The 20,038-nt window shown below is 63.4% G+C and carries 20 protein-coding genes and 2 pseudogenes; 4 read left to right on the forward strand and 18 right to left on the reverse strand.

What is annotated here, in order from left to right; genetic code table 11:
• Positions 1–6 precede the first annotated feature (6 nt).
• The 3 genes from rplI to B5E65_RS03825 form a co-directional block, all read right to left on the reverse strand.
• Complete coding sequence (gene rplI, locus B5E65_RS03815; RefSeq protein ID WP_087170453.1) at positions 7–453, reverse strand: 50S ribosomal protein L9; 447 nt, start codon at positions 451–453, stop codon at positions 7–9.
• A 42-nt stretch (positions 454–495) separates the two neighbouring features.
• Positions 496–2,460, reverse strand: a complete 1,965-nt coding sequence (locus tag B5E65_RS03820; protein ID WP_087170454.1) for a DHH family phosphoesterase — start codon at positions 2,458–2,460, stop codon at positions 496–498.
• A gap of 64 nt (positions 2,461–2,524) precedes the next feature.
• Entirely contained in the window at positions 2,525–4,420 is a 1,896-nt protein-coding gene (locus tag B5E65_RS03825) for a ribonuclease J (RefSeq protein WP_087170455.1), read from the reverse strand.
• A 386-nt stretch (positions 4,421–4,806) separates the two neighbouring features.
• Between B5E65_RS03825 and rnhA the strand changes: the two genes are divergently transcribed.
• The 4 genes from rnhA to mnmA all read left to right on the forward strand — a co-directional run bounded on the left by rnhA (position 4,807) and on the right by mnmA (position 8,051).
• Positions 4,807–5,256 (forward strand): ribonuclease HI, encoded by a 450-nt coding sequence (gene rnhA / locus B5E65_RS03830; RefSeq protein ID WP_087170456.1) that lies wholly within the window; start codon positions 4,807–4,809, stop codon positions 5,254–5,256.
• A 108-nt stretch (positions 5,257–5,364) separates the two neighbouring features.
• Positions 5,365–6,537 (forward strand): cysteine desulfurase NifS, encoded by a 1,173-nt coding sequence (nifS, locus tag B5E65_RS03835; RefSeq protein WP_087170457.1) that lies wholly within the window; start codon positions 5,365–5,367, stop codon positions 6,535–6,537.
• Positions 6,538–6,568: 31 nt separating this feature from the next.
• Complete coding sequence (gene nifU, locus B5E65_RS03840) at positions 6,569–7,009, forward strand: Fe-S cluster assembly scaffold protein NifU (protein ID WP_087170617.1); 441 nt, start codon at positions 6,569–6,571, stop codon at positions 7,007–7,009.
• Positions 7,002–8,051: a tRNA 2-thiouridine(34) synthase MnmA gene (gene mnmA, locus B5E65_RS03845; RefSeq protein WP_087170458.1), complete on the forward strand. Its 1,050-nt coding sequence runs from the start codon at positions 7,002–7,004 to the stop codon at positions 8,049–8,051. Before nifU ends, mnmA begins: the two co-directional genes overlap by 8 nt.
• Before the next feature lie 71 nt (positions 8,052–8,122).
• Here mnmA and B5E65_RS16150 read toward each other — a convergent pair whose 3' ends face one another.
• The 15 genes and pseudogenes from B5E65_RS16150 to B5E65_RS03910 all read right to left on the reverse strand — a co-directional run bounded on the left by B5E65_RS16150 (position 8,123) and on the right by B5E65_RS03910 (position 20,025).
• Entirely contained in the window at positions 8,123–8,299 is a 177-nt protein-coding gene (locus B5E65_RS16150) for a hypothetical protein (RefSeq protein ID WP_158098509.1), read from the reverse strand.
• Positions 8,300–8,454: 155 nt separating this feature from the next.
• On the reverse strand, positions 8,455–9,633 hold the full coding sequence (locus B5E65_RS03850) for a LuxR C-terminal-related transcriptional regulator (protein ID WP_087170459.1): 1,179 nt from the start codon (positions 9,631–9,633) through the stop codon (positions 8,455–8,457).
• A gap of 26 nt (positions 9,634–9,659) precedes the next feature.
• On the reverse strand, positions 9,660–10,322 hold the full coding sequence (locus B5E65_RS03855) for an HAD family hydrolase (RefSeq protein WP_143402966.1): 663 nt from the start codon (positions 10,320–10,322) through the stop codon (positions 9,660–9,662).
• A 59-nt stretch (positions 10,323–10,381) separates the two neighbouring features.
• Positions 10,382–11,629, reverse strand: coding sequence for an RNA polymerase sigma factor RpoD (gene rpoD, locus B5E65_RS03860; protein ID WP_087170461.1), 1,248 nt, complete (start codon positions 11,627–11,629; stop codon positions 10,382–10,384).
• 37 nt (positions 11,630–11,666) lie between these two features.
• Positions 11,667–13,427: a DNA primase gene (dnaG, locus tag B5E65_RS03865; protein WP_087170462.1), complete on the reverse strand. Its 1,761-nt coding sequence runs from the start codon at positions 13,425–13,427 to the stop codon at positions 11,667–11,669.
• A gap of 37 nt (positions 13,428–13,464) precedes the next feature.
• Positions 13,465–13,824 (reverse strand): DUF2500 domain-containing protein, encoded by a 360-nt coding sequence (locus B5E65_RS03870; protein ID WP_343286385.1) that lies wholly within the window; start codon positions 13,822–13,824, stop codon positions 13,465–13,467.
• Between the two features lie 24 nt (positions 13,825–13,848).
• Positions 13,849–14,850 carry a deoxyguanosinetriphosphate triphosphohydrolase gene (locus tag B5E65_RS03875; RefSeq protein WP_087170464.1) on the reverse strand — a complete coding sequence of 334 codons (1,002 nt, stop codon included), beginning with the start codon at positions 14,848–14,850 and terminating at the stop codon, positions 13,849–13,851.
• 135 nt (positions 14,851–14,985) lie between these two features.
• Positions 14,986–15,606 (reverse strand): IMPACT family protein, encoded by a 621-nt coding sequence (locus B5E65_RS03880; protein WP_087170465.1) that lies wholly within the window; start codon positions 15,604–15,606, stop codon positions 14,986–14,988.
• 86 nt (positions 15,607–15,692) lie between these two features.
• Positions 15,693–15,893 carry a 50S ribosomal protein L31 gene (gene rpmE, locus B5E65_RS03885; RefSeq protein ID WP_087170466.1) on the reverse strand — a complete coding sequence of 67 codons (201 nt, stop codon included), beginning with the start codon at positions 15,891–15,893 and terminating at the stop codon, positions 15,693–15,695.
• A gap of 189 nt (positions 15,894–16,082) precedes the next feature.
• Positions 16,083–16,427: pseudogene (locus tag B5E65_RS16500) on the reverse strand (TspO/MBR family protein); the annotation flags it as partial.
• Positions 16,428–16,439: 12 nt separating this feature from the next.
• On the reverse strand, positions 16,440–16,562 hold the full coding sequence (locus B5E65_RS16690; protein ID WP_275532857.1) for a hypothetical protein: 123 nt from the start codon (positions 16,560–16,562) through the stop codon (positions 16,440–16,442).
• A 117-nt stretch (positions 16,563–16,679) separates the two neighbouring features.
• Positions 16,680–17,024 carry a thioredoxin family protein gene (locus B5E65_RS03895; RefSeq protein ID WP_087170467.1) on the reverse strand — a complete coding sequence of 115 codons (345 nt, stop codon included), beginning with the start codon at positions 17,022–17,024 and terminating at the stop codon, positions 16,680–16,682.
• A gap of 14 nt (positions 17,025–17,038) precedes the next feature.
• A pseudogene (locus tag B5E65_RS03900) lies at positions 17,039–18,049 on the reverse strand (permease).
• Positions 18,050–18,142: 93 nt separating this feature from the next.
• Complete coding sequence (locus B5E65_RS03905; protein ID WP_087170468.1) at positions 18,143–18,460, reverse strand: ArsR/SmtB family transcription factor; 318 nt, start codon at positions 18,458–18,460, stop codon at positions 18,143–18,145.
• Positions 18,461–18,534: 74 nt separating this feature from the next.
• On the reverse strand, positions 18,535–20,025 hold the full coding sequence (locus B5E65_RS03910; RefSeq protein ID WP_087170469.1) for a sulfatase: 1,491 nt from the start codon (positions 20,023–20,025) through the stop codon (positions 18,535–18,537).
• Between the last annotated feature and the right edge of the window lie 13 nt (positions 20,026–20,038).

A 20,038-nucleotide genomic window follows, 5' to 3' on the forward strand; every position in this document is an offset into this window, starting at 1 on the left:
GAGGGGTTACAGTTCCTCCACCTTGACCTTAAAGGTGGCGCTGACCCCGGCATGCAGTTTGATGACCGCGGTAAAGGTGCCGAAGTCCTTGATATCCCGCTCCAGATCCACCTTACGCTTGTCGATATCGGCGCCCACCACCTTGGCCAGGCCATCGGCCACGTCCTTGGCGGTGATCTTGCCGAACAGACGGCCGGATGCGCCGCCCTTGGCTTTCAGGGTCACGGTTTTGCCCTCCACCTTGGCGGCCATAGCCTGGGCCTGGGCCAGCGCCTCGGCGGCGTGATGGGCCTGGGCCTCGCTCTTGGTGCGGGCCACGTTCAGCGCGCCCGCGTCGGCCGCGGCAGCCAGGCCGCGGGGGAACAGGAAGTTGCGGGCGTAACCGTCCGAAACCTCATGAATCTCGTCCTTTTTGCCGATGTTCTTTACGTCCTGTTTGAGAATGACCTTCATGTTGACTCCTTCTTTCCGTCCCGGAAATTTCCGGAACCGGGGTTATTTTTTCGCTTTTTTCTCCTGGTCGGCCCGGAAGGCATCCACCGCGCTGATCAGCAGTTCCCGGGCGCGCTGGGCGCTGCAATCTTTCAGCTGGGCCCCGGCCATGGTCAGATGACCGCCGCCGCCCAGGGATTCCATAATGACCTGCACGTTCACCTCGCCCATGCTGCGGGCCGAGATGTTCACGCCGCCGTTCTTTTCCACCGCCACAAAGCTGGCGGCAACCCCCTCGATACCCAGCAGGTCATTGGCGGCCTGGGGCACCACCACCGCCAGCCCGGGGGCCAGCGGGCCGCACACCGAGATGGCGCAGCCCTTGTGGATCACGGCGTTTTCCACCAGCGAGGCCTTGGCGGCGTATTCCTCCATGCTGCTGGCAAACAGCCGCTTGACCTCCTCAGTCTGGGCGCCCATCTGCCGCAGGTAGGCCGCGGCCTCAAAGGTGCGCACGCCGGTATGCAGCGCGAAGTTGCGGGTGTCCAGCATAATGCCGGCCAGCAGGGCTTCCGCTTCCAGCGGGGTGGGTTTGTCCTCCCGGGTGCCCACGTACTGGAGCATCTCGCTGACCAGCTCGCTGGCGGAGGAGGCGTAGGGCTCATGGCAGAGCACCACAGGGTTTTCAATGTAGCCCATCGTCTTGCGATGGTGGTCGATCACCGCCACATGGCGGCACCGCTCGTAGATTTCCCGGCTTTCCAGCAGGTGGGTCAGGTAGGTGTCCACCACCACCAGCAGGGTATCCTTGGTGATGGTGTCCAGCACGTCCCCCGGTTCGGTGAAGTCGTCCCCGAAGCCGGCATCCCTGAACCGGCGCAGCAGCGGCCCGGCCAGGGTGGCCCCGCTGCGCACCGCGATGATGGCGGGCACATCCATGATCTTGCAGATCCGCAGCACGCCGATGGCCGCGCCCACGCAGTCCAGATCGCTCATCTTGTGGCCCATGATGATGACGCTGTCGCTCTGGCGGATCATATCGGCCAGGGCGGTGGCCAGGATGCGGTTCTTGACCTTGCTGCGCTTTTCAATGCTGCGGGATACCCCGCCGTAGAATTCAAATCCGTCCCTTGTCTTGACGGCCACCTGGTCGCCGCCCCGGCCCAGGGCCATATCCAGGGACTGCTGGGCCATTTCCTGACATTCCGCCAGGGTGGCCCCGCCCCGGCCCACGCCGGCGGACAGGGTGATGGTCTGGCTGTCGTCCAGCGCGCGGATCTGGTCCAGCAGGCTGAACTTACCGGCCACCATCTGCTGCATATGCCGCTCTTCCACCACGGCGATATAGCGGCCTGCGCTCAGGCGGCGCAGGAAACCGGAGGTCTGACCGAAATACTGCTCCAGCGTGCGGTTGACCCCCTCCATCAGGCGGGCTTTCTCCGAGTCCTTCATGCCGTTGAAGAGGATGTCGTAGCCGTCCACCTCCAGCAGCATATAGGCCGGGCGGCTGGCGGCGTACTCGGCGGCGGTGGCCCGCAGTTCGGTCAGTTCCACCAGGAACACCACCCACACGCCGCTTTTCTCCGACGCGCCGGAGGCATATGCGTTGAAACGGCGCTCCCCTATCGTCAGATCCTGCCCCTCGGGGCGGGCGGCGGCGGTCAGATCCAGGCCGGGCAGCAGCTGCTGCACCGGCGCCAGCAGACTGCCGGGGCCGATCGCCTCCTCAAAGTGGGCGTTGCACCAGAGCAGCGCGCCGCCCTGCAGCACCAGCGCGGGCAGCGGCATGGCCGCCAGCGAAGCCTGTATGCCGCCGGGAGCGGATATTTCACCGCCCACATACCGGGCCACCCGGCGGCGCAGACGGCGCGCGCCGAAGGCTGCCAGCACCAGGATCAGCACCAGCGCCAGCCCTGCCGGGATCAGCAGCAGAGGCTCCGCAAAGACCAGCAGCGCCAGCAGCGCGGCACAGAGCGCGGCCAGTACCGCCAGCAGGATCTCCAGTTGAAGTCGGGGATTGCGTTTCATGGTTTTCTCCTCAGTACGGCGGCGGGCGGCCGCCGTATCGCCGCGCACAGGGCGCGGCCGCAGTTTACACTTCCATCAGGATGGGCAGGATCATCGGGCTGCGCTTGGTCTTGCGGTAGATATAGGCGCTGAGCGATTCCCGCACACGGGTCTTGACGCTGTTCCAGTCGTGCATATGGTAATCGGCGGCGCACTTGTCAAACACCGCCTGCACCACACGGCGGGCTTCGTCCATAAGCTCCTCGCTCTCCCGCACGTAGACAAAGCCGCGGCTGACCAGATCCGGCCCGGCCAGCACCTGGCCGGTCTTGTTGTCCACCGTGGCCACCACGATGACCAGACCGTCTTGGGACAGGTGGCGGCGGTCCCGCAGCACCACATTGCCCACGTCGCCCACGCCCAGGCCGTCCACCATGACCGCGCCGGCCTGCACCGGCTCGCCCAGGGTCATGGCGTCCCGGGACAGGTTGATGCTGTCGCCGTTGGCGGCGATCAGGATGTTCTTTTCCGGAATGCCCAGCTTCATGGCGGTCAGCGCATGCTTTTTCAGCTGCTTGTACTCGCCGTGCACCGGCAGGAAGTACTGGGGATTGGCCAGGGTGAGCATGAGTTTCTGCTCCTCCTGGCAGGCGTGGCCGGACACATGCACATCGTACATGGATTCGTATATGACCTCAGCGCCCAGGCTCAGCAGGCCGTTGACCACCTTGGTGACCATCTTTTCGTTGCCGGGAATGGGGTTGGCGCTGATGATGATGAAGTCCCCGGGGCCTACCCGCACATTGCGGTGGCTGCTGCCGGCCATGCGGGACAGCGCGCTCAGCGGCTCGCCCTGGCTGCCGGTGGTGATCAGCACGATCTTCTCCGGCGGGTACCGGTTGATCATCTCCAGATCAATGAGCACCCCTTCCGGCGCGTGCAGGTAGCCCAGTTCCAGCGCCATCTGGGTGTTGTTGGCCATGCTGCGGCCGGACACCGCTACCTTGCGGCCGTTCTCCACCGCCAGATCGATCATCTGCTGGATGCGGTAGAGGTTGGAAGCAAAGGTGGCAATGATAATGCGCTGCTTGGCAGCCTGGCGGAACAGGTTGCTGACGCTTTCGGCCACCTTGTGCTCGGTGGCGGTGAAGCCCGGGCGCTCCGCGTTGGTGGAGTCGCTCAGCAGTGCCAGCACGCCACGGCGGCCGTACTCGGCAATGGTGGTCAGATCGGTGGGGCCGCCGGTAAGCGGGGTGTAGTCGATCTTGAAGTCGCCGGTCTGGATCACGATACCGGCGGGACACTCGATGGCGAACGCCACCGCGTCCGGAATGGAGTGGTTCACATGGATGGGCTCGATCGTAAAGCAGCCCAGCTTGAACTTGTTCTTGGGGGCGATCTCCACAAATTTGGTGCTGCCCAGCAGGCCGTGCTCTTCCAGCTTGTTCTTGATCAGACCAATGGTGAGCCGGGTGGCGTAGATGGGCAGATTCACCTGCCGCAGCAGATAGGGCAGGCTGCCGATGTGGTCCTCATGGCCGTGGGTGATGATTACGCCCTTGATCCGGTCCTTGTTCTGCACCACATAGGTGAAATCGGGGATGACCAGGTCGATGCCGAACATCTCGCTGTCCGGGAAGACCAGGCCGCAGTCCACCAGCAGCATATCCCCCTCACACTCATAGAGGGTGATGTTTTTGCCCACTTCGCCCAGGCCGCCCAGGGGGATGATCCGCATCCCGGGAGCGGCGGCGTTGCGGCGGGCCGGATTGCGGCGCCGGTTGTTCGGCCGGGGATCGGCCTGCGGGGCCAATGCCGCCGGCGCGGGGGCCGCCAGGGCCGCGGTGTTCTTGGGTTTGGACGTGCGGGGACGGTGACCGCCGCCTTCCTGCGGGGCTTTCGCCGCGGGGCGGCGGGCCGGGGCGCGGCGGGTGGATTTTTTCTCCGGTACGGGGCTTGTTTGCTTCTCTGTTTGTGCCATACTACCTCCATATTGATACGCGTACCAGAGCCCGCCGCACGCTTGCTGCAGCCGACCCGGTACCGAGATGTGTGTTGCGGCTTTGTGCCGCTATCCTTACCGGCAAGCCCCTTCCGGGCCGCCATAAGTATCCGTTTTCGTATACGAGCACGGTGAGTCCATTGAAAAATGCAACCCAGGCTCTGCGCGATGACAACGTACACCTAAAGATGATTTTATTATAAGTCCCCCTACAGGCTTTGTCAATTCGCCCCGCCCGGGGACAGTTTCGCCCAAAACTGCCGCCGGTAATCGCCGGGCCTTGCCCCGGCCGGGCAAAACCTATATAATAATACAGAATATAAGCGGGCCGCGGCGCCCGGCTACATCATCGCAAAGGAGACGCCATGAAACAGATCGAGATCTTTACCGACGGGGCCTGCAGCGGCAACCCCGGCCCGGGCGGCTGGGGCGCGGTGCTGCGCTACCGGGGTGTGGAAAAGGAGCTGAGCGGCGGCGAAGCCCAGACCACCAACAACCGCATGGAGCTGACTGCCCTGATCGAGGCGCTGGCGGTGCTCAAGGAGCCCTGCGAGATCACCCTGTGCAGCGACAGCAAGTATGTGATCGACGGGCTGCAGAAGGGCTGGGCCAAGGGCTGGAAGGCCCGGGGCTGGAAAAAGGCGGACAAATCCCCTGCCCTGAACCCGGATCTGTGGGACCGGCTGCTGACCCTGGCCGAGCCCCATACCATCCATTACCAGTGGATCAAAGGCCATGCCGGGCACCCGGAGAACGAGCGGTGCGACCGGATGGCGGTGGAACAGAGCCGCCGCTATGGCGGCCGGCAGGGCTGAACCGGGCTTTTTGCGCCGGGGTATTGCAATTTACACCAAAATGGTATATATTAAGTGCAGCGGAGGCAGCGTGCCGCCCGCAATCCAAGCAAGGCAAGGTGACAATCGATGGATCATATCGTTTATTTAGACAACGCCGCCACCACCCCGGTGGACCCGCAGGTGGTGCAGGCGATGCTGCCTGTGCTGACCGGCCCGGGCGGCAACCCCAGCAGCCACTACAGCATTGGCTATGAAGCCAAAGAGCAGATCGACACCGCCCGCGCCCAGGTAGCCGCGGCACTGGGCTGCCTGCCCGGGGAGGTTTACTTCACCGGCGGCGGTTCCGAGGCGGACAACTGGGCCATCAAGGGCACGGCCCGCAAGCTGGCCCGGCAGGGCAAAAAGCACCTGATCACCAGTGCCTTTGAGCATCACGCGGTGGTGCACGCCATGCAGGCGCTGGAGAAGGACGGTTTTGAGGTGACCTGGCTGCCGGTAACGGCCGACGGGTTTGTGCGGCCCGAGGATGTGGCCGCGGCCATCCGGCCGGACACCGCGCTGGTGAGCGTGATGCTGGCCAACAACGAGATCGGCACCATCCAGCCGATTCAGGAGATCGCCGCCATCTGCCGGGAGAAAAAGGTGCTCTGCCACACCGACGCGGTGCAGGCGGTGGGCGCCATCCCGGTGAATGTAAAAGAGCTGGGGGTGGACATGCTCAGCCTGAGCGGCCACAAATTCAACGGTCCCAAGGGCGTGGGCGCTTTGTATATCCGGCGGGGCGTTCTGCCGGATAACCTGATCGATGGGGGCGGGCAGGAATCCCGCCGCCGGGCCGGCACCGAAAACGTGGCCGGTATCGTGGGGCTGGGCGCCGCCATTGAACTGGCGGTGGGCCACCTGGAGGAAAAGCAGGCCCATCTGGTTGCGCTGCGGGATTATGTGATCGGCCGTGTGCTGGCCAACATCCCCGAGACCCGGCTGAACGGCGACGCGAAAAACCGCCTGCCCGGCAACGCGAACATCAGCTTTGCGGGCCTGGAGGGCGAGACCATCCTGCTGGATCTGGACATGCGGGGCATCTGTGCCTCCACCGGGTCGGCCTGCAACAGCGACAGCCTGGACCCCAGCCATGTGCTGCTGGCCATCGGGCTGCCCCACGAGGCCGCCCACGGCACCATGCGGTTCAGCTTCGGGCCGCAGAACACAATGGAAGAGGCAGAATATTTGTGCAGCGTGCTGGAGGAGATCATCCCCCTGCGCCGGGCCATGAGCCCGGTGTGGAAGCCGCTGGCGTGATATAAGGAACAGGAGGCACAAAACCATGGGAATGTACAGTGAAAAGGTAATGGATCATTTTGCCCATCCCCGCAATGTGGGGGAAATGCCCGACGCCAACGGCGTGGGCGAGGTGGGCAACGCCAAGTGCGGCGACATCATGCGGATGTACCTGAAGATTGAGGACGGCCGCATCGTGGACGTGAAGTTCATGACCTTCGGCTGCGGGGCGGCCATCGCCACCAGCAGCATGGCCACCGAGCTGATCAAGGGCCGCACCATTGAGGAGGCCCTGGGCCTGACCAACAAGGCCGTTGTGGAGGCGCTGGACGGTCTGCCGCCGGTCAAGGTGCACTGCAGCGTGCTGGCCGAACAGGCCGTGAAGGCCGCTCTGAGCGACTACTACCGCCGCCAGGGGGTAGATCCGGAGCCCATCGTGGGCAAACTGACCGAAGACTGCCACGCCTGCGAAGGGGGTAGCTGCGGTGTCTGAGGCGGGATTTTCCACCTTTGAACAGCAGGACGGCGTACTGGTTGCCCTGAGCGGCGGGGTGGACAGCAGCGTCTGCGTGCAGATCCTGCAGCAGCAGGGGTTTGCGGTGCAGGCGGCGGTGATCCGCTTCTCCCCCGCCCACGAGGGCGCGGTGGAGGCCGCCCAAAAGGCCGCGGGCCAGCTGGGGGTGCCCCTGCACGTGATCGACGCGCAGGAGGAGTTTGACCGGCTGGTGGTAAGCCCGTTCTGCGAAAGCTACTGCCGGGGCGAGACCCCGAACCCCTGCATCCGGTGCAACCCGGCGCTGAAGTTCCGGCTGCTGGCCGAGGAGGCCGACCGGCTGGGCATCGACCTGATCGCCACCGGGCATTACGCCCGGGTGGTACAGGACGAGGACGGGCTGTACCGCATCCACCGTCCGGAATCCGAGGCCCGGGACCAGAGCTATATGCTCTACCGGCTGGAGCAGGATATCCTGAAACGGCTGGTGCTGCCTTTGGGCGAATTTGAAAAGGACGATATCCGGGAGATGGCCCGGGAAAGCGGCCTGGCCTGCGCCGACGCGCCGGACAGCATGGAGATCTGCTTTATCCCAGACGGGGACTACACCGGCTTTATCCGCGCCCGGGGCCTGACCGACCGCAGCGGGCGGTTCATCGGCCCGGAGGGGCAGGATCTGGGCCCCCACAAGGGGGTTGCCAGCTACACGGTGGGCCAGCGCCGGGGCCTGGGCATTGCCCTGGGCGAACCGGTGTTCGTGCAGCGCATCCTGGAAAACGGCGATGTGCAACTGGGCCGGGCGGGACAGGAATTTGCCCGCCGGGTACGGCTGCGGGACTGGGCCGGGCCGTCGGAAATGCCCCCTGCGGGCAGCTATCTGGCCCGGGTGCGCAGTGCGGCCAAACCCGCCGCCTGCCGGTTTGACGGGGCCGAGTGGCTGGAATTTGACGAGCCAGTGCGGGCCCCCGCCCCCGGCCAGAGCGCGGTGCTCTATGCGGGCGGCGCGGTGCTGGGCGGCGGCATTATCGACGATTTCGCCTGAGCGAACAAACCGACACACAAAAGGCCGGCGTTTCCGCAAATTTAACGCGGAAACGCCGGCCTAGTTTTGTTTCAGGAAATGTGCGGGCCGTCCGGGCTGCCGGGCAGATGCTGCTTCATCAGGGCCAGCAGCTCCAGCAGACTGTCAAACGGCTGTTCCTCCCCGGTGGCGGGGAAGCGAATCCGGCCCTGCCAGTCCCGGTTTTGGGTATCCTGTACGACGATTTCATAAACAGAATCTTGCTGCACGGGGGTATGGGCCTCCTTCCCCAAGTTGGCGGACCGCCGACGGCGGCGGGAACAGTTTTTTTCACTATACCACAAATACCGTCTCTTGCCATCACCCGCCACAGGGGGTAAAACGGGTAATGCCCGCGGATGATTTTCCGCGGGCATTACCCGTTTTATTGCAGCATATACCGGCTCAATTCCTGGCGGTGCTGCACATTCAGTTTTTGCATGGCAGCGGAAAGATGCCGTTTGACCGTGTTGACGGAGATGTTCATCTGCTCGGCAATTTCCTGGTTTGTCCAGCCGCGGGCGGCCAGCATCGCGGCGGTGAACTCGGTGGTGGTCAGGTTGTCGGCCACATCGTGGCCGGTATCCGGGTTATGGATGCGCCGCCACCCAGCCGAAAACCGGTAGGTAATGGCGATGATCCGCTTGAAATCCTCCGGCCAGTCCTTTTTCAGCACCGATTCCAGCATGCCGCCCAGCAGGCCGTGATGCTCCCCGAACGGTTCGATCAAATCGTCCGGCCGGGCCAGTTCCCAGGCGGCCAGCAGATGGGTCTGGGCCTGTTCGGTCTGGCGCAGGCTCATATGATCCATCACCGCCACCAGATGCAGGTAGATGGTCGGAATGGGATACACCGCCCCCTGCACGGCCAGGGCGCCTTCCACGATGCCCAGGCTTCGCTCGTATTCCTTTTTCAGGTAGGCATAATGGGCCATTACGTAGATGGCAAACATCCGCAGCCCCGGCGGAAGAAGCGGCAGATACTCCTTTGCCGGCGGGATATCCTTTGGCAGCGGGAGGTGCAGCAGCACGGCCGCAGCCGCTGCCACACAGATCTGGGCGGCCCTCTCGGCCGGCGGCGTATCCGGGCCTGCGCCGCTCAACGCCTCCTGCAAGCGAGCCAGCGATTCCCGGGTGCGGATGGTATTGCCGGTGGACAGGTTGGCGTAGGCGCTGAGCAGGCAGGCGGACAGGCGAAGCGCCATATCCGGGTCGTTCCGGTACGGTTCGGTGCGGCGCACCGCCTCCTCCACATTGCCGCTGAAATAGGCGTACTCTGCCCGGGCAATCTCCTTGCGGGGGCCGGCCTTCATCCCTTCCACCTGCTTTTGGCAGCAGCCGGGGGTGAACGGGGTGTTCAGCAGCGGCATGATATCCGACAGCACCCGGCCGGGCAGTTCTTCCGGGCGCACCGCGCCGGAGGGGCGGGGCGCAGTATCCGGGATCTGCCAGGCAGCACCGAATTTCTGCGCCCCCGTCACCAGGCCCTGGGCACAATACTTCTGCACAGCCCGCTGGGAAAGATTCCAGCGCTGTGCGGCTTCCCGTACTGTCATGAAGTTCATCAACTGCACCTCCCCTGCTTGTGTGATTATGTCCGGCTGTACAGCAGATCTTCCAGCTGTTCCACTCGTTCCAGATACCAGTCCGCCCGGGCCTGCAGATCCCGGCGGGCCGCGTCGCAGAGCACGCCCCAGCCCGCCGCCGCAAAGGGCACACCGCAGGCACGGGCCATCTCCCAGCCGGGTTTCAGGTCATCCACCATAAGCAGCTGGTCGGGGGCCAGCTGCCAGCGGGCCATGATCTGCTGCAATGGCCAGGGGGAGGGTTTGCGCCGGCCGGGGCCCTGCTCCCAGCCAAAGACCAGTTCCGGTGCGGGGGCCCCGGCGGCGGCGTAGTCCTGCCGGATGGTATCCTCATTGGAATGGGAGACCACGCAGATATGCCCGCCTGCCGCCGCGTACCGGGCCAGCAGCGGCACCATACCCGGCCAGAAAGGCGCCCGGGTACGGCGCACCGCCGCCAGCCAGTTCTGCTCCTGAATCTTCATCTCCTCAGGGGTAAAGGCCAGCACCCGGCTGCACAGCGGTTCAAAGCCCGGGTCGTAGCACAGTTCGGCAAACCGCTGCAGGCTTATGGACTGGCCGGGACGCAGCTGCTGCAGGGTAGCGGAAAAGGACGGATAATGGATGGTGGGGGTACTGCGCACGGCGGTATCGTCGTGATCCAGCACCAGACAGTCAAATCGCAGCATGGAGACCTCCGCAGTATAGTGACAGAAAAGCCCCTGCCAGACAGGCAGGGGCGCAGAACTCAATCCAGGAAATCCTTCAGGCGCTTGCTGCGGCTGGGATGGCGCAGCTTGCGCAGGGCCTTGGCCTCAATCTGGCGGATACGCTCACGGGTCACGTTGAACTCCTTGCCCACTTCCTCCAGGGTGCGGGGACGGCCGTCTTCCAGGCCGAAGCGCAGCCGCAGCACCTTTTCCTCACGGGGGGTCAGGCTGCCCAGCACGCTGGCCAGCTGCTCTTTCAGCAGGGTGTGGCTGGCGGCTTCGGCGGGCACGGGGGCGTCCTCATCGGGGATGAAGTCGCCCAGATGGCTGTCTTCCTCCTCACCGATGGGGGTTTCCAGGCTGACGGGTTCCTGCGCAACGCGCATGATCTCCCGCACCTTTTCCACCGGCATATCCAGCGCTTCGCTGATCTCGTCGGCGGTGGGCTCGTGGCCGTTCTGGTGCAGCAGCTGGCTGCTCACCTTCTTGACCTTGTTGATGGTTTCCACCATATGTACCGGGATACGGATGGTACGGGCCTGGTCCGCGATGGCGCGGGTGATGGCCTGCCGGATCCACCAGGTGGCATAGGTGGAGAACTTGAAGCCCTTGGTATGGTCGAACTTCTCTACCGCCTTGATCAGGCCCAGGTTGCCCTCCTGGATCAGATCCAGGAACTGCATGCCGCGGCCCACATACCGCTTGGCGATGGACACAACCAGACGCAGGTTGGCCTCGCTCAGGCGCTGCTTGGCCCGGTCGCCCTGGCTGATCAGCTTGTCCAGGGTCTTGAGCTCTTCCCGCTGGGCGGCGCTGCAGGTATCCAGCACGGCGTTCATGGCTTCGTTGCGGTCCCGGATGGAGAGTTTCTTGTTCTGCTCCACCTCCAGCACCGGGGCGAATTTCTCTTTCTTGGTTTCCACGGCCTTGTTGCCTTCCTGAATGGCCAGGGCCAGCTTGATCTCCTCGTCGGGGGTCAGCAGAGGCACACGGCCGATCTCTTTCAGGTAGACCTTGACCGGGTCGTCAATGGCCACGCCCTCTGCGGACAGGGCGCTCTCGAACATGTCCACACTGGCTTCGGTGAGGGTAAAGGCATCCGCTTCCGGGTCGGGCTCGTCCACGATTTCCACGCTGTTGCGCTCCAGCGTTTCGTAGAGCTTGTCGATCTGCTCTACGTCAAAGCCGGTCTCTTCAATGGCCTCGTTGATCTCCTTGGTGGTCAGCTTGCCGTTGCGTTTGCCGGTCTCGATCAGTTCCCGGATGGTGATTTTCTTTTCTGCCATATTCGATATCTCCTTATCCTTTCGCGGCACAGCGCCGTTACTTCTTCATCTTTTTATCCCGCAGGCTCCGGATATAGGCTTCCAGTTCCTCGGGGCTCATCTGGGCCGCCTGAGCGCTTTTGGGGAAACTCTGCTCGATGCGGTCCAGGTACATTTCCACATCCTGCCGGGTAATGGCCACGTCGTGGTTGCGCGCCAGGATGGCGCTCAGCAGCGACAGGGTTTCGGGTGTGACCTCCGGGGCCAGGGTGGCCAGCTCGGCGGTTACGCCCCGGTCGTAACAGTTGAACACCGCCTGGCAGGCCTGCTGCATATCCGGCAGCAGCAGCTTGTCCGGCTGGATCCGGCTGCGCACCAGCGGGATGAAATCCGCGTTTTTCAGCATGGCGGCCAGCAGCTGCTGTTCGGCGTTGGCGATGCCCAGCGCCTTTTCGCCCCCCAGCGAATAAGGCACCTTGATCTGGGCGGCGGTGCCCTGGTTCAGCAGCTCTTTCTGGCGGCGGCGGTCCTCCCGGCGGTCGGCCTGGCGCAGCGCCGCGTCCAGCTGGCTTTGGATCGAGGCCTTGGACACGTTGGTTTCCTGGGCCAGACGCCCGGCGTAGACCTCCCGCTCGGTGGGAGTGATATGCCCGGTCAGCAGCCGGATGGCGTCCTGTATATAGCCCACCCGGCCTGCGTCGGTGGCCAGGTCGTAGTTGTCCTTCAGCTTGCCCAGCTTGTATTCCAGCGCGTTGTGGGTGCCGTTCAGCAGCATCTCGAACCGGTTTTTGCCGAATTTCTTGATGAACTCGTCCGGGTCTTTCGCGCCGGTGACGGTGAGCACCGACACCTTGATGGGACTGTGGGAGAACAGTTCCAGGCTGCGGGCGGTGGCTTTCTGCCCGGCCTCGTCCGAGTCATAACAGAGCACCACTTCATCCGCGTAGTTTTCCAGCAATTTTACCTGCTCGCCGGTAAGGGCGGTGCCGCAGGCGGCCACCGCGGTATCGAAGCCCGCCTGGTGCAGGCTGATCACGTCCATGTAGCCCTCGCAGAGGATATACCGGCGGGAGGGGCTTTTCTTGGCCAGATTCAAGGCGAACATGGCCCGGCTTTTTTTATAGACCGGGGTTTCCGGGCTGTTGATGTACTTGGGCTTTTCATCCCCCAGCACCCGGCCGCCAAAGGCGATCACATTGCCCCGCAGATCAAAGATCGGGGTCATGACCCGGCCGCGGAAGATGTTGTACAGGTTGCCTTTTTCGCTGCGTTTGACCAGCCCGGAGGCCAGCAGCTCCTCTTCGTTGAAGCCCCGTTCCCGCAGCCAGTTGAGGGTGCTGCGGAAATCATCCGGCGCCCAGCCCAGCCCGAACCGGCGGATGGTGCCGTCGGACAGTCCGCGCCGCCGCCAGTAGGCCCGGGCGGCGCTGGCCTGCTCGTTGTTGGCGTTCAGGCACTGATAGAAAAAGCGGGCGGCCTGCTTGTTGATCTCCAAAATGCGGCTGCGCAGCTTGCCGGCCTTGTCGTCCTCGTCCGGCAGGGGCATTCCCGCCCGGGCGGCCAGGAACTTGACCGCCTCCACGTAGCCCAGATTGTTCATGGTGCGGATGAAGGTGATCACATCGCCCCCCGCCCCGCAGCCGAAGCAGTAGTAGCTCTGGGTTTCCGGATACACCACAAAGGAGGGCGTTTTCTCGCTGTGAAAGGGGCACAGGCCGGTGTGGGTACGGCCCCGGTGCCGCAGCTGCACATAGCTGCCGATCACGTCGGTGATGTCGTTGCGGGCCACCACTTCCTGAATATACTCCTGCGGAATCACGCGCTCCCCTCCCCTCTCTCTGGTGTGGTTTATTCCGTTAATACCGGCGCTCGAAGCCCTTGTACCGGGTGCCCTGGAACGAGAGGCTTCCCTCATCCCCCTCGGCCAGCAGGCCGTATTCCTCGCCGGTCACGGCCAGCTCCATCCGGTCGCCGCTTTCCACCTGGAAGGTGACATAGTAGCGGGTATAGGTGTGGTACCCGGTGTTGTGGGTACCATTGTGGCCCACCCGGGTACGTTTGGCCACCACCTTGGCCTGCACGGTGAGCAGCGGCGAAGCGTTGTTGCGGCTCCACTGGGCAATGCCCCGCACCGCGGTGACCACAAACACGGCCAGAATCAGGAAAAAGACCAGATAAAACAGGCCGAAAAAGAGCGAGCCGTCAAAATAGAACATAAACATCCTTTCTCCCGGTCAAGGTCACAGTACGTGCCACTTGCGGGGGACAAACAATTCCTCAAAGGTGCGGGTGGCGAACTCATCGCTCATGCCGCTGATATAGTCGGTGGCGGCCCGGTCGGGGCCCTCCCGGTAGGCGATTTCCAGATACTGGCCAGGCAGCAGCTCCGGCTGGGAGACAAGGCGCTCGTACAGCTCCGAGAGCATCTTTTCCACCTTGCGCTCTTCCCGCTTGGCCACCTCGTCCACATAGACGGTGGCATACATGAAGTCGTGCAGCGTCAGGTAGGCGGCCTCCACGTCCGGGCTGAAAGCCAGCGCATCCGGGGTGCTGTGGGCCACCAGGTCGGCAATCAGGGTGGTGATGCGCTGGGATTTGGTGGTGCCCAGCACCTGGGTAACCACCGGCGGCAGCTGGCGCGCGTCCAGTACCTGGGCGGTGATGGCGTCCTCAATGTCGTGGTTCACATAGGCGATCCGGTCGGCGTGGCGAACCACCTGCCCCTCCAGCGTGGCGGGCCAGGTGCCTTTGGTATGGCACAGGATGCCGTTGCGGACCTCCCAGGTCAGGTTCAGGCCCTTGCCGCCCTTTTCCAGCCGGTCCACCACCCGCAGGCTCTGCCGGTAGTGGGTGAAGCCGTGGGGGGCCAGCCGGTTGAGCGCCCGCTCGCCCGCGTGGCCAAAGGGCGTGTGCCCCAGATCGTGGGCCAGGGCAATCGCCTCGGTGAGATCCTCGTTGAGACGCAGCGCCCGGGCAATGGTGCGGGCGATCTGGTCCACCTCCAGCGTGTGGGTCAGCCGGGTACGGTAGTGATCCCCCTCCGGGCTGAGAAAGACCTGGGTCTTCTGCTTCAAACGGCGGAAGGCCTTGCTGTGCACCACCCGGTCCCGGTCCCGCTGAAAACAAGTACGCAGCGGGCAGGGTTCTTCCTCCCGCACGCGGCCCCGGCTGTCGGTGCTGCGCATGGCCCCCGGCGACAGGATCTGCCGCTCGATCTGTTCGGTCTGTTCCCGCACGGTCATGGCACTACCTCCCTGTCCGGGCCCGATGGGCTGCACAAAACACGTTCTATAGTATATATACGAGGTTTGTGGGCAAAACCCTTTTATTTTTTCAAAATTTTTTGTGATATTTTGACCTTGTGCCGGTCACACGGGTCAAAACGGGGTATAAAAAGGCCGGGAGATCTCCAGTTCGGCGGCGCCGCGGCTCAGTTCGCGGAATTTGGGCAGCAGCGGCTGCTCCTCGCCCTGGGGCAATACAAACCGCAGGGTAACGGCGGCGGCAAACTCCGGCTCTTCCATGCGGGCGCCGGCGGCTTCCAGCAGGCGGGCGGCCTGCTCATACAGGCTGTAATCCACCGTGACCGAGCCCCGCACACAGCTGCGCACCGTGACAATTTTGGCCGCGGCCAGCGCCTGGGAGGCGCTTTCGGTATAGGCGCGCACCAGCCCGCCGGTGCCCAGCAGGGTGCCGCCGAAGTACCGGGTAACCACCACGATGCAGTCGGTGACGCCGGCGTGGCGGATAGCTTCCAGCACCGGCAGGCCGGCGGTTTTGGCGGGCTCACCGTCGTCGGAGTAGCGGGTGCGGCTGCCCTCCCGCAGCATATAGGCATAGACGTTGTGCCGGGCGGTGCGGTGCTCGGCCCGCACGGCGGCCAGCACTGCCAGCGCCTTTTCCTCTGAATCGGCAAAGGCGGCGCGGGCGATAAAGCGGCTGCGTTTTTCCTCGATCTCGGCCAGGGATTCCCCCTGGATGGTGCGGTAATCCTCCATACGGTCTCCTTTCGGCGAATATCCGCAGGGACAGCAAAAAGGCGGTTTGATGCAAACCGCCTTTTTGTCGTACCGTTTATGAAGCCTTATTTCAGGCCGAAACGCTTGTTGAAACGGTCCACACGTCCGCCGCTGTCCACCAGCTTCTGCTTGCCGGTGTAGAACGGATGGCACTTGGAGCAGACCTCGACCCGGATCTCCGGCTTAGTGGAGCGGGTATGGATCACCTCGCCGCAGGCGCAGGTGATGGTGCAGTCCACGTACTTGGGATGGATGCCCTGCTTCATTTCATTCACCTCATTTCTGGTCTATGACATAGGGGGCCATGCGAAATCATGCGCCCATCACAACCTTCAATGGAAAGCCACCAGCCTGCACCATCCTGTGCACAGGGAGCGGCCCTCGGAACGATTGCCTGAATACTATATCATATTCTCCGGCAAATTGCAAGGGATTTTGTCGGAAATCTCTGACTTTTACCGGTTCAGCAGCCAGATGCCTGCGTTCAGGTAGGCGGCAAAGCTGAGCCAGAGCAGATACGGCACCTGCAGCAAGGCTGCGGCGGTGCTGACCCGGGCCAGGGTCAGGGTCATATCCAGCACCAGCAGCCACAGGATCGCCAGGCAGACCAGGGCTGTTCCCCGCAGATTCAGGCCGAAGAACAGGATCGTCCAGCCGAAGTTGACCGCCAGCTGCAGCAGCCACAGCACCAGTGCAGGGGTTGCGGCAGCCAGGCCCTTGTTCACCGCCAGCGCCATGCTGACCCCCATCAGCACATACAGGATCCCCCAGGCGATGGGGAAGACAAAGCCCGGCGGGGTAAGCGCGGGCTTTTACAGCTGGGGATAGACGGTTTCCAGCCCGGTGCGGGTCAGCCAGCTGGCCAGCCAGCCCACACCCAGCGCCAGCGCGGAAAATCCGATATAGGGAAACGCCTTGATCAGGAACTGCTTCATATGCGGTACCACCCTTCTTTGCAAACGCTCAGCCGCCCGGCGGCCGTGCCATTCTATGCTGCGGTACGCCGGAAGGTGATGCTAGAAGTTTGGCCCGCCTGTGGCCGGTTCAGTCGGTCAGCCCAGCTCCTTTTTCAGCAGGGCGGCTGCGTCGGCAGGGCTCAGCACCCGGCCGCTGGACACAACCCGGCCATCCACCAGAACAGCGGGCAGGCTCATGACCCCGGAACGGGCGATCTGCTCCATGTCGGTGATATAGGCCACCGGCTCCGAAAGGCCCAGTTCCTGCGCGGCCTGCTTCATATTCTCCCACAGGGTGTGGCAGTTTTTGCAGCCGGAGCCCAGCACCGCCACGAGGGCCTGCTCGCTGCTGCTGCCGCAGCTGCATCCACACTGTGCGGACGCGGAACAGGTGCAGCCGCAGCTTTCCTCTTTCTTTTTACCAAAACCAAACAATGCCATGGTTCTTTCCTCCTTTATATGCTCACCAGCCAGGGCTGGATGGCGTTGAACAGATAGCCCACCAGGATGATGCCCGCCACGCAGACGGCCACAAAGGTTCCCAGCAGGCGGGGTTTGACAGCCTTGCGCAGCAGAATCAGCGAGGGCAGCGACAGGGTGGTGACCGCCATCATAAAGGCCAGCACCACACCCAGCAGCGCCCCTTTGGCCAGCAGGGCCTCGGCGATGGGGATGGTACCGAAGATGTCGGCGTACATGGGCGCGCCCGCCAGAGTGGCCAGTACCACGCCCAGCGGATTGCCGCCGCCCAGCAGGCCCACAATCCAGCTTTCCGGGATCCAGTTGTGGATGACCGCCCCGACGCCCACACCCACCAGCACATAGGGGAATACCTTGCGGGCGGTGGAGGTCATCTGCTCCCAGGCAAACCGGAGCCGGTCGGCCTGGGTGAGAGTCTGGCCGGGCACCGTCTGCAGCGTGCCCGCCCGGATGTAGGGTTCCACCTGATCCTCCATGCCCAGCTTCTGGATCAGGGTGCCGCCCGCCACCGCGATGACCAGGCCCAGTACCACATAGAGCACCGCCACCCGCCAGCCGAAGATGCTCATGAGCAGCACCAGCGAACCCAAATCCACCATCGGCGAGGAGATCAGAAACGAAAAGGTGACCCCCAGCGGCAGCCCCGCCCGGGTAAAGCCCATAAACAGCGGGATGGAGGAGCAGGAGCAGAACGGGGTGACCGTGCCCAGCAGCGCGGCCAGGCAATTGGCCGTCAGACCCTGGAACCGGCCGAGAATCCGGCGGGTGCGCTCCGGCGGGAAGTAACTCTGGATATAGGAGATTATCAGGATCAGGCAGCCCAGCAGCACCAGGATCTTGATGGTATCGTAAAGGAAGAAACGAATGCTGCCGCCCAGCCGCCCCTCCGGGTCCAGCTAGGCGGCGGCCACCAGCCGGGCCATGAGCCGGTCCAGCCATTTCATGCCCAGCAGCTCATTTTGTAGAAAAGACAACAGTCCCTGCATGGTATCCCACTCTTTCATATCGAATATTTTGGATATATAGGCCGTAAAGCAAGCCGGCGCGCAGCGCGCCGGCTTGGTGCGGTTTCCGTTTGGTCAGGTGCAGCCACAATGGCAGGAGACGGAAGCGGTTGCATCGGTGCTGGTGATCTCCTGCAGCAGTTCCACCGCCCGGCGGCTGCCCGCCGGATCGATGCGGTAGTGGGTCCACTTGCCTTCTTCCCGGCCGACCACAATACCGGAAGCACAAAGAATCTTCATATGATAGGACAGGGAGGACTGGGGCATCTCCATCTCTTCGATCAGCTTGCAGGCGCACTTCTCCCCGCCTTGCAGCAGCGCCAGAATCTTCTGCCGCCGGGGGTCGCACAGGGCCTTAAAGACCTGCGCCCGCTGCTCGTAGATGGGCTCCATCCTCTCACCGTCTTTCAAATCGAAAAATCTTGTTTTGATAATACCATGCGAAGCTGCGTTTGTCAACGGGTATTTCAGCTTATCTTTATGCCCATGCGCTGGAACTGCTCGGGCGGGCAGTCATTCTCCCGCATCAGACGGGCCATCAGCGCCAGCATCCGGGCCTCCTGCTCCGGGTCGTTCACCGAATGAAGCTGAGCCGGGTCCTGATCCATCCGGAACAGCATGGTGGGATACTCCGCCTGGGAAATCCAGTTCTCAGAGGGCAGACGCAGCACTGGCACCCCCTTGGTAAAGGAGAAAGCCGGATGCAGCTGCATACGCTGCAAAATCTCGTTGTGGATAAAGGCACGGCGGCCGCCGTGGCGGGTGGGCATCAGGGTATACTCATACCGGGGCTGGTTGCCGGGAACCGGGCTGCGCATATAGACCCACTGTCCGTCGGTGCAGCAGACCTGCCCGCCGAAGATACCGAACAATCCGGCTTCATGCACCGGCTCGTCCCGTTCCAGCACCGGGCGGAGCGGACGGCCCTGCATATCCGGCGGCAGGGGCTGACCGAAGAATTCCAGCAATGTGGCGGGCAGGTCGATGGTCTGCACCAGGCTGGAGGCCCGCACGCCCTGGCGGCCGGTGCGGGGATCCCAGATAAACAGCGGTGTGTGAGCTACCTCGCCGTAGAACGGGCAATGGCACTTGGCCCACTGGCCGTGTTCCGCCAGCAGAAAACCGTGATCGGTGTTTACGATGAGCAGGGTGTCTTTCCACAGGTCGTACTCATCCATTGCGTCCAGAATCCGGCCCAGGTTCTCGTCGCACATAGACAGCAGCGCGGCATACCGGCGGCGCATATGGTCAATAAACTCCGGGCTGTCCTGGTCGTTTACCGGCCGGTAATCCGGCCAGTCGCAGAAGGGGCCCTGGTAGCCGTCCGGGAAACGGGCGTCGTACTCCGGCTGCACAAAGAACGGCTCGTGCGGATCAAAGGTCTCGATCTGCAAGAACCAGTTGTCCCGGCCGTGGTTTTCCCGCAGAAAGTCCAGCCCTTTTTGGAAGGTCCGGCACTGGGGCTGGCAGGCAGCCTCCGGCATGCGGGTGCGGTTGGCAAAATCCTGCTCCACCCAGCGGTCGGCCGGCTCGCCGCAGATATTGCGGTGCGGGCGGGGCCCGCCGTCAAATCCCACCAGCGGGGCCCAGTTGTCCCCCTCCTGGCCGCGCACACAGTCCCAGGTGGTATACCGCTGGTGATAGGTGGCACCGCCATCCTCCCAGTAATGATAGTGGTCGCTGATCAAATGGGTGTGGATACCGGCATTTTTCAGCTGCTCGGGCATGGAATCGTCAAAGGGTTCCAGCGGGCCCCAGCTGCGGTGCAGAAAGTTGTACCGGCCGGTGTGCAGTTCCCGCCTGGCCGGCATGCAGGGCATGCTGCCCACCCAGCAGTTGTCAAAGGTAACGGCATGTTCCGCCAGCCGGGTAAACTGCGGCGTTTGGGTCCAGTCGCAGCCGTAGGGAGCCAGCATATGCCGGTTGAGGGAATCGTACATGACCATTATGGCGCGCATAGAGGGCACCTCC

Origin of the sequence: Gemmiger sp. An120, assembly GCF_002160955.1 — a bacterium.
Classification (GTDB): domain Bacteria; phylum Bacillota; class Clostridia; order Oscillospirales; family Ruminococcaceae; genus Gemmiger_A; species Gemmiger_A avium.

Excerpts from the sequence above, each read along its gene's own strand:
- rplI (WP_087170453.1), bottom strand. The coding sequence starts at position 453 with ATGAAGGTCATTCTCAAACAGGACGTAAAGAACATCGGCAAAAAGGAC.
- B5E65_RS03820 (WP_087170454.1), bottom strand. The coding sequence starts at position 2,460 with ATGAAACGCAATCCCCGACTTCAACTGGAGATCCTGCTGGCGGTACTG.
- B5E65_RS03825 (WP_087170455.1), bottom strand. The coding sequence starts at position 4,420 with ATGGCACAAACAGAGAAGCAAACAAGCCCCGTACCGGAGAAAAAATCC.
- rnhA (WP_087170456.1), top strand. The coding sequence starts at position 4,807 with ATGAAACAGATCGAGATCTTTACCGACGGGGCCTGCAGCGGCAACCCC.
- nifS (WP_087170457.1), top strand. The coding sequence starts at position 5,365 with ATGGATCATATCGTTTATTTAGACAACGCCGCCACCACCCCGGTGGAC.
- nifU (WP_087170617.1), top strand. The coding sequence starts at position 6,569 with ATGTACAGTGAAAAGGTAATGGATCATTTTGCCCATCCCCGCAATGTG.
- B5E65_RS03850 (WP_087170459.1), bottom strand. The coding sequence starts at position 9,633 with ATGAACTTCATGACAGTACGGGAAGCCGCACAGCGCTGGAATCTTTCC.
- B5E65_RS03855 (WP_143402966.1), bottom strand. The coding sequence starts at position 10,322 with ATGCTGCGATTTGACTGTCTGGTGCTGGATCACGACGATACCGCCGTG.
- rpoD (WP_087170461.1), bottom strand. The coding sequence starts at position 11,629 with ATGGCAGAAAAGAAAATCACCATCCGGGAACTGATCGAGACCGGCAAA.
- B5E65_RS03870 (WP_343286385.1), bottom strand. The coding sequence starts at position 13,824 with ATGTTCTATTTTGACGGCTCGCTCTTTTTCGGCCTGTTTTATCTGGTC.
- B5E65_RS03875 (WP_087170464.1), bottom strand. The coding sequence starts at position 14,850 with ATGACCGTGCGGGAACAGACCGAACAGATCGAGCGGCAGATCCTGTCG.
- B5E65_RS03880 (WP_087170465.1), bottom strand. The coding sequence starts at position 15,606 with ATGGAGGATTACCGCACCATCCAGGGGGAATCCCTGGCCGAGATCGAG.
- rpmE (WP_087170466.1), bottom strand. The coding sequence starts at position 15,893 with ATGAAGCAGGGCATCCATCCCAAGTACGTGGACTGCACCATCACCTGC.
- B5E65_RS16690 (WP_275532857.1), bottom strand. The coding sequence starts at position 16,562 with ATGAAGCAGTTCCTGATCAAGGCGTTTCCCTATATCGGATTTTCCGCG.
- B5E65_RS03895 (WP_087170467.1), bottom strand. The coding sequence starts at position 17,024 with ATGGCATTGTTTGGTTTTGGTAAAAAGAAAGAGGAAAGCTGCGGCTGC.
- B5E65_RS03905 (WP_087170468.1), bottom strand. The coding sequence starts at position 18,460 with ATGGAGCCCATCTACGAGCAGCGGGCGCAGGTCTTTAAGGCCCTGTGC.
- B5E65_RS03910 (WP_087170469.1), bottom strand. The coding sequence starts at position 20,025 with ATGCGCGCCATAATGGTCATGTACGATTCCCTCAACCGGCATATGCTG.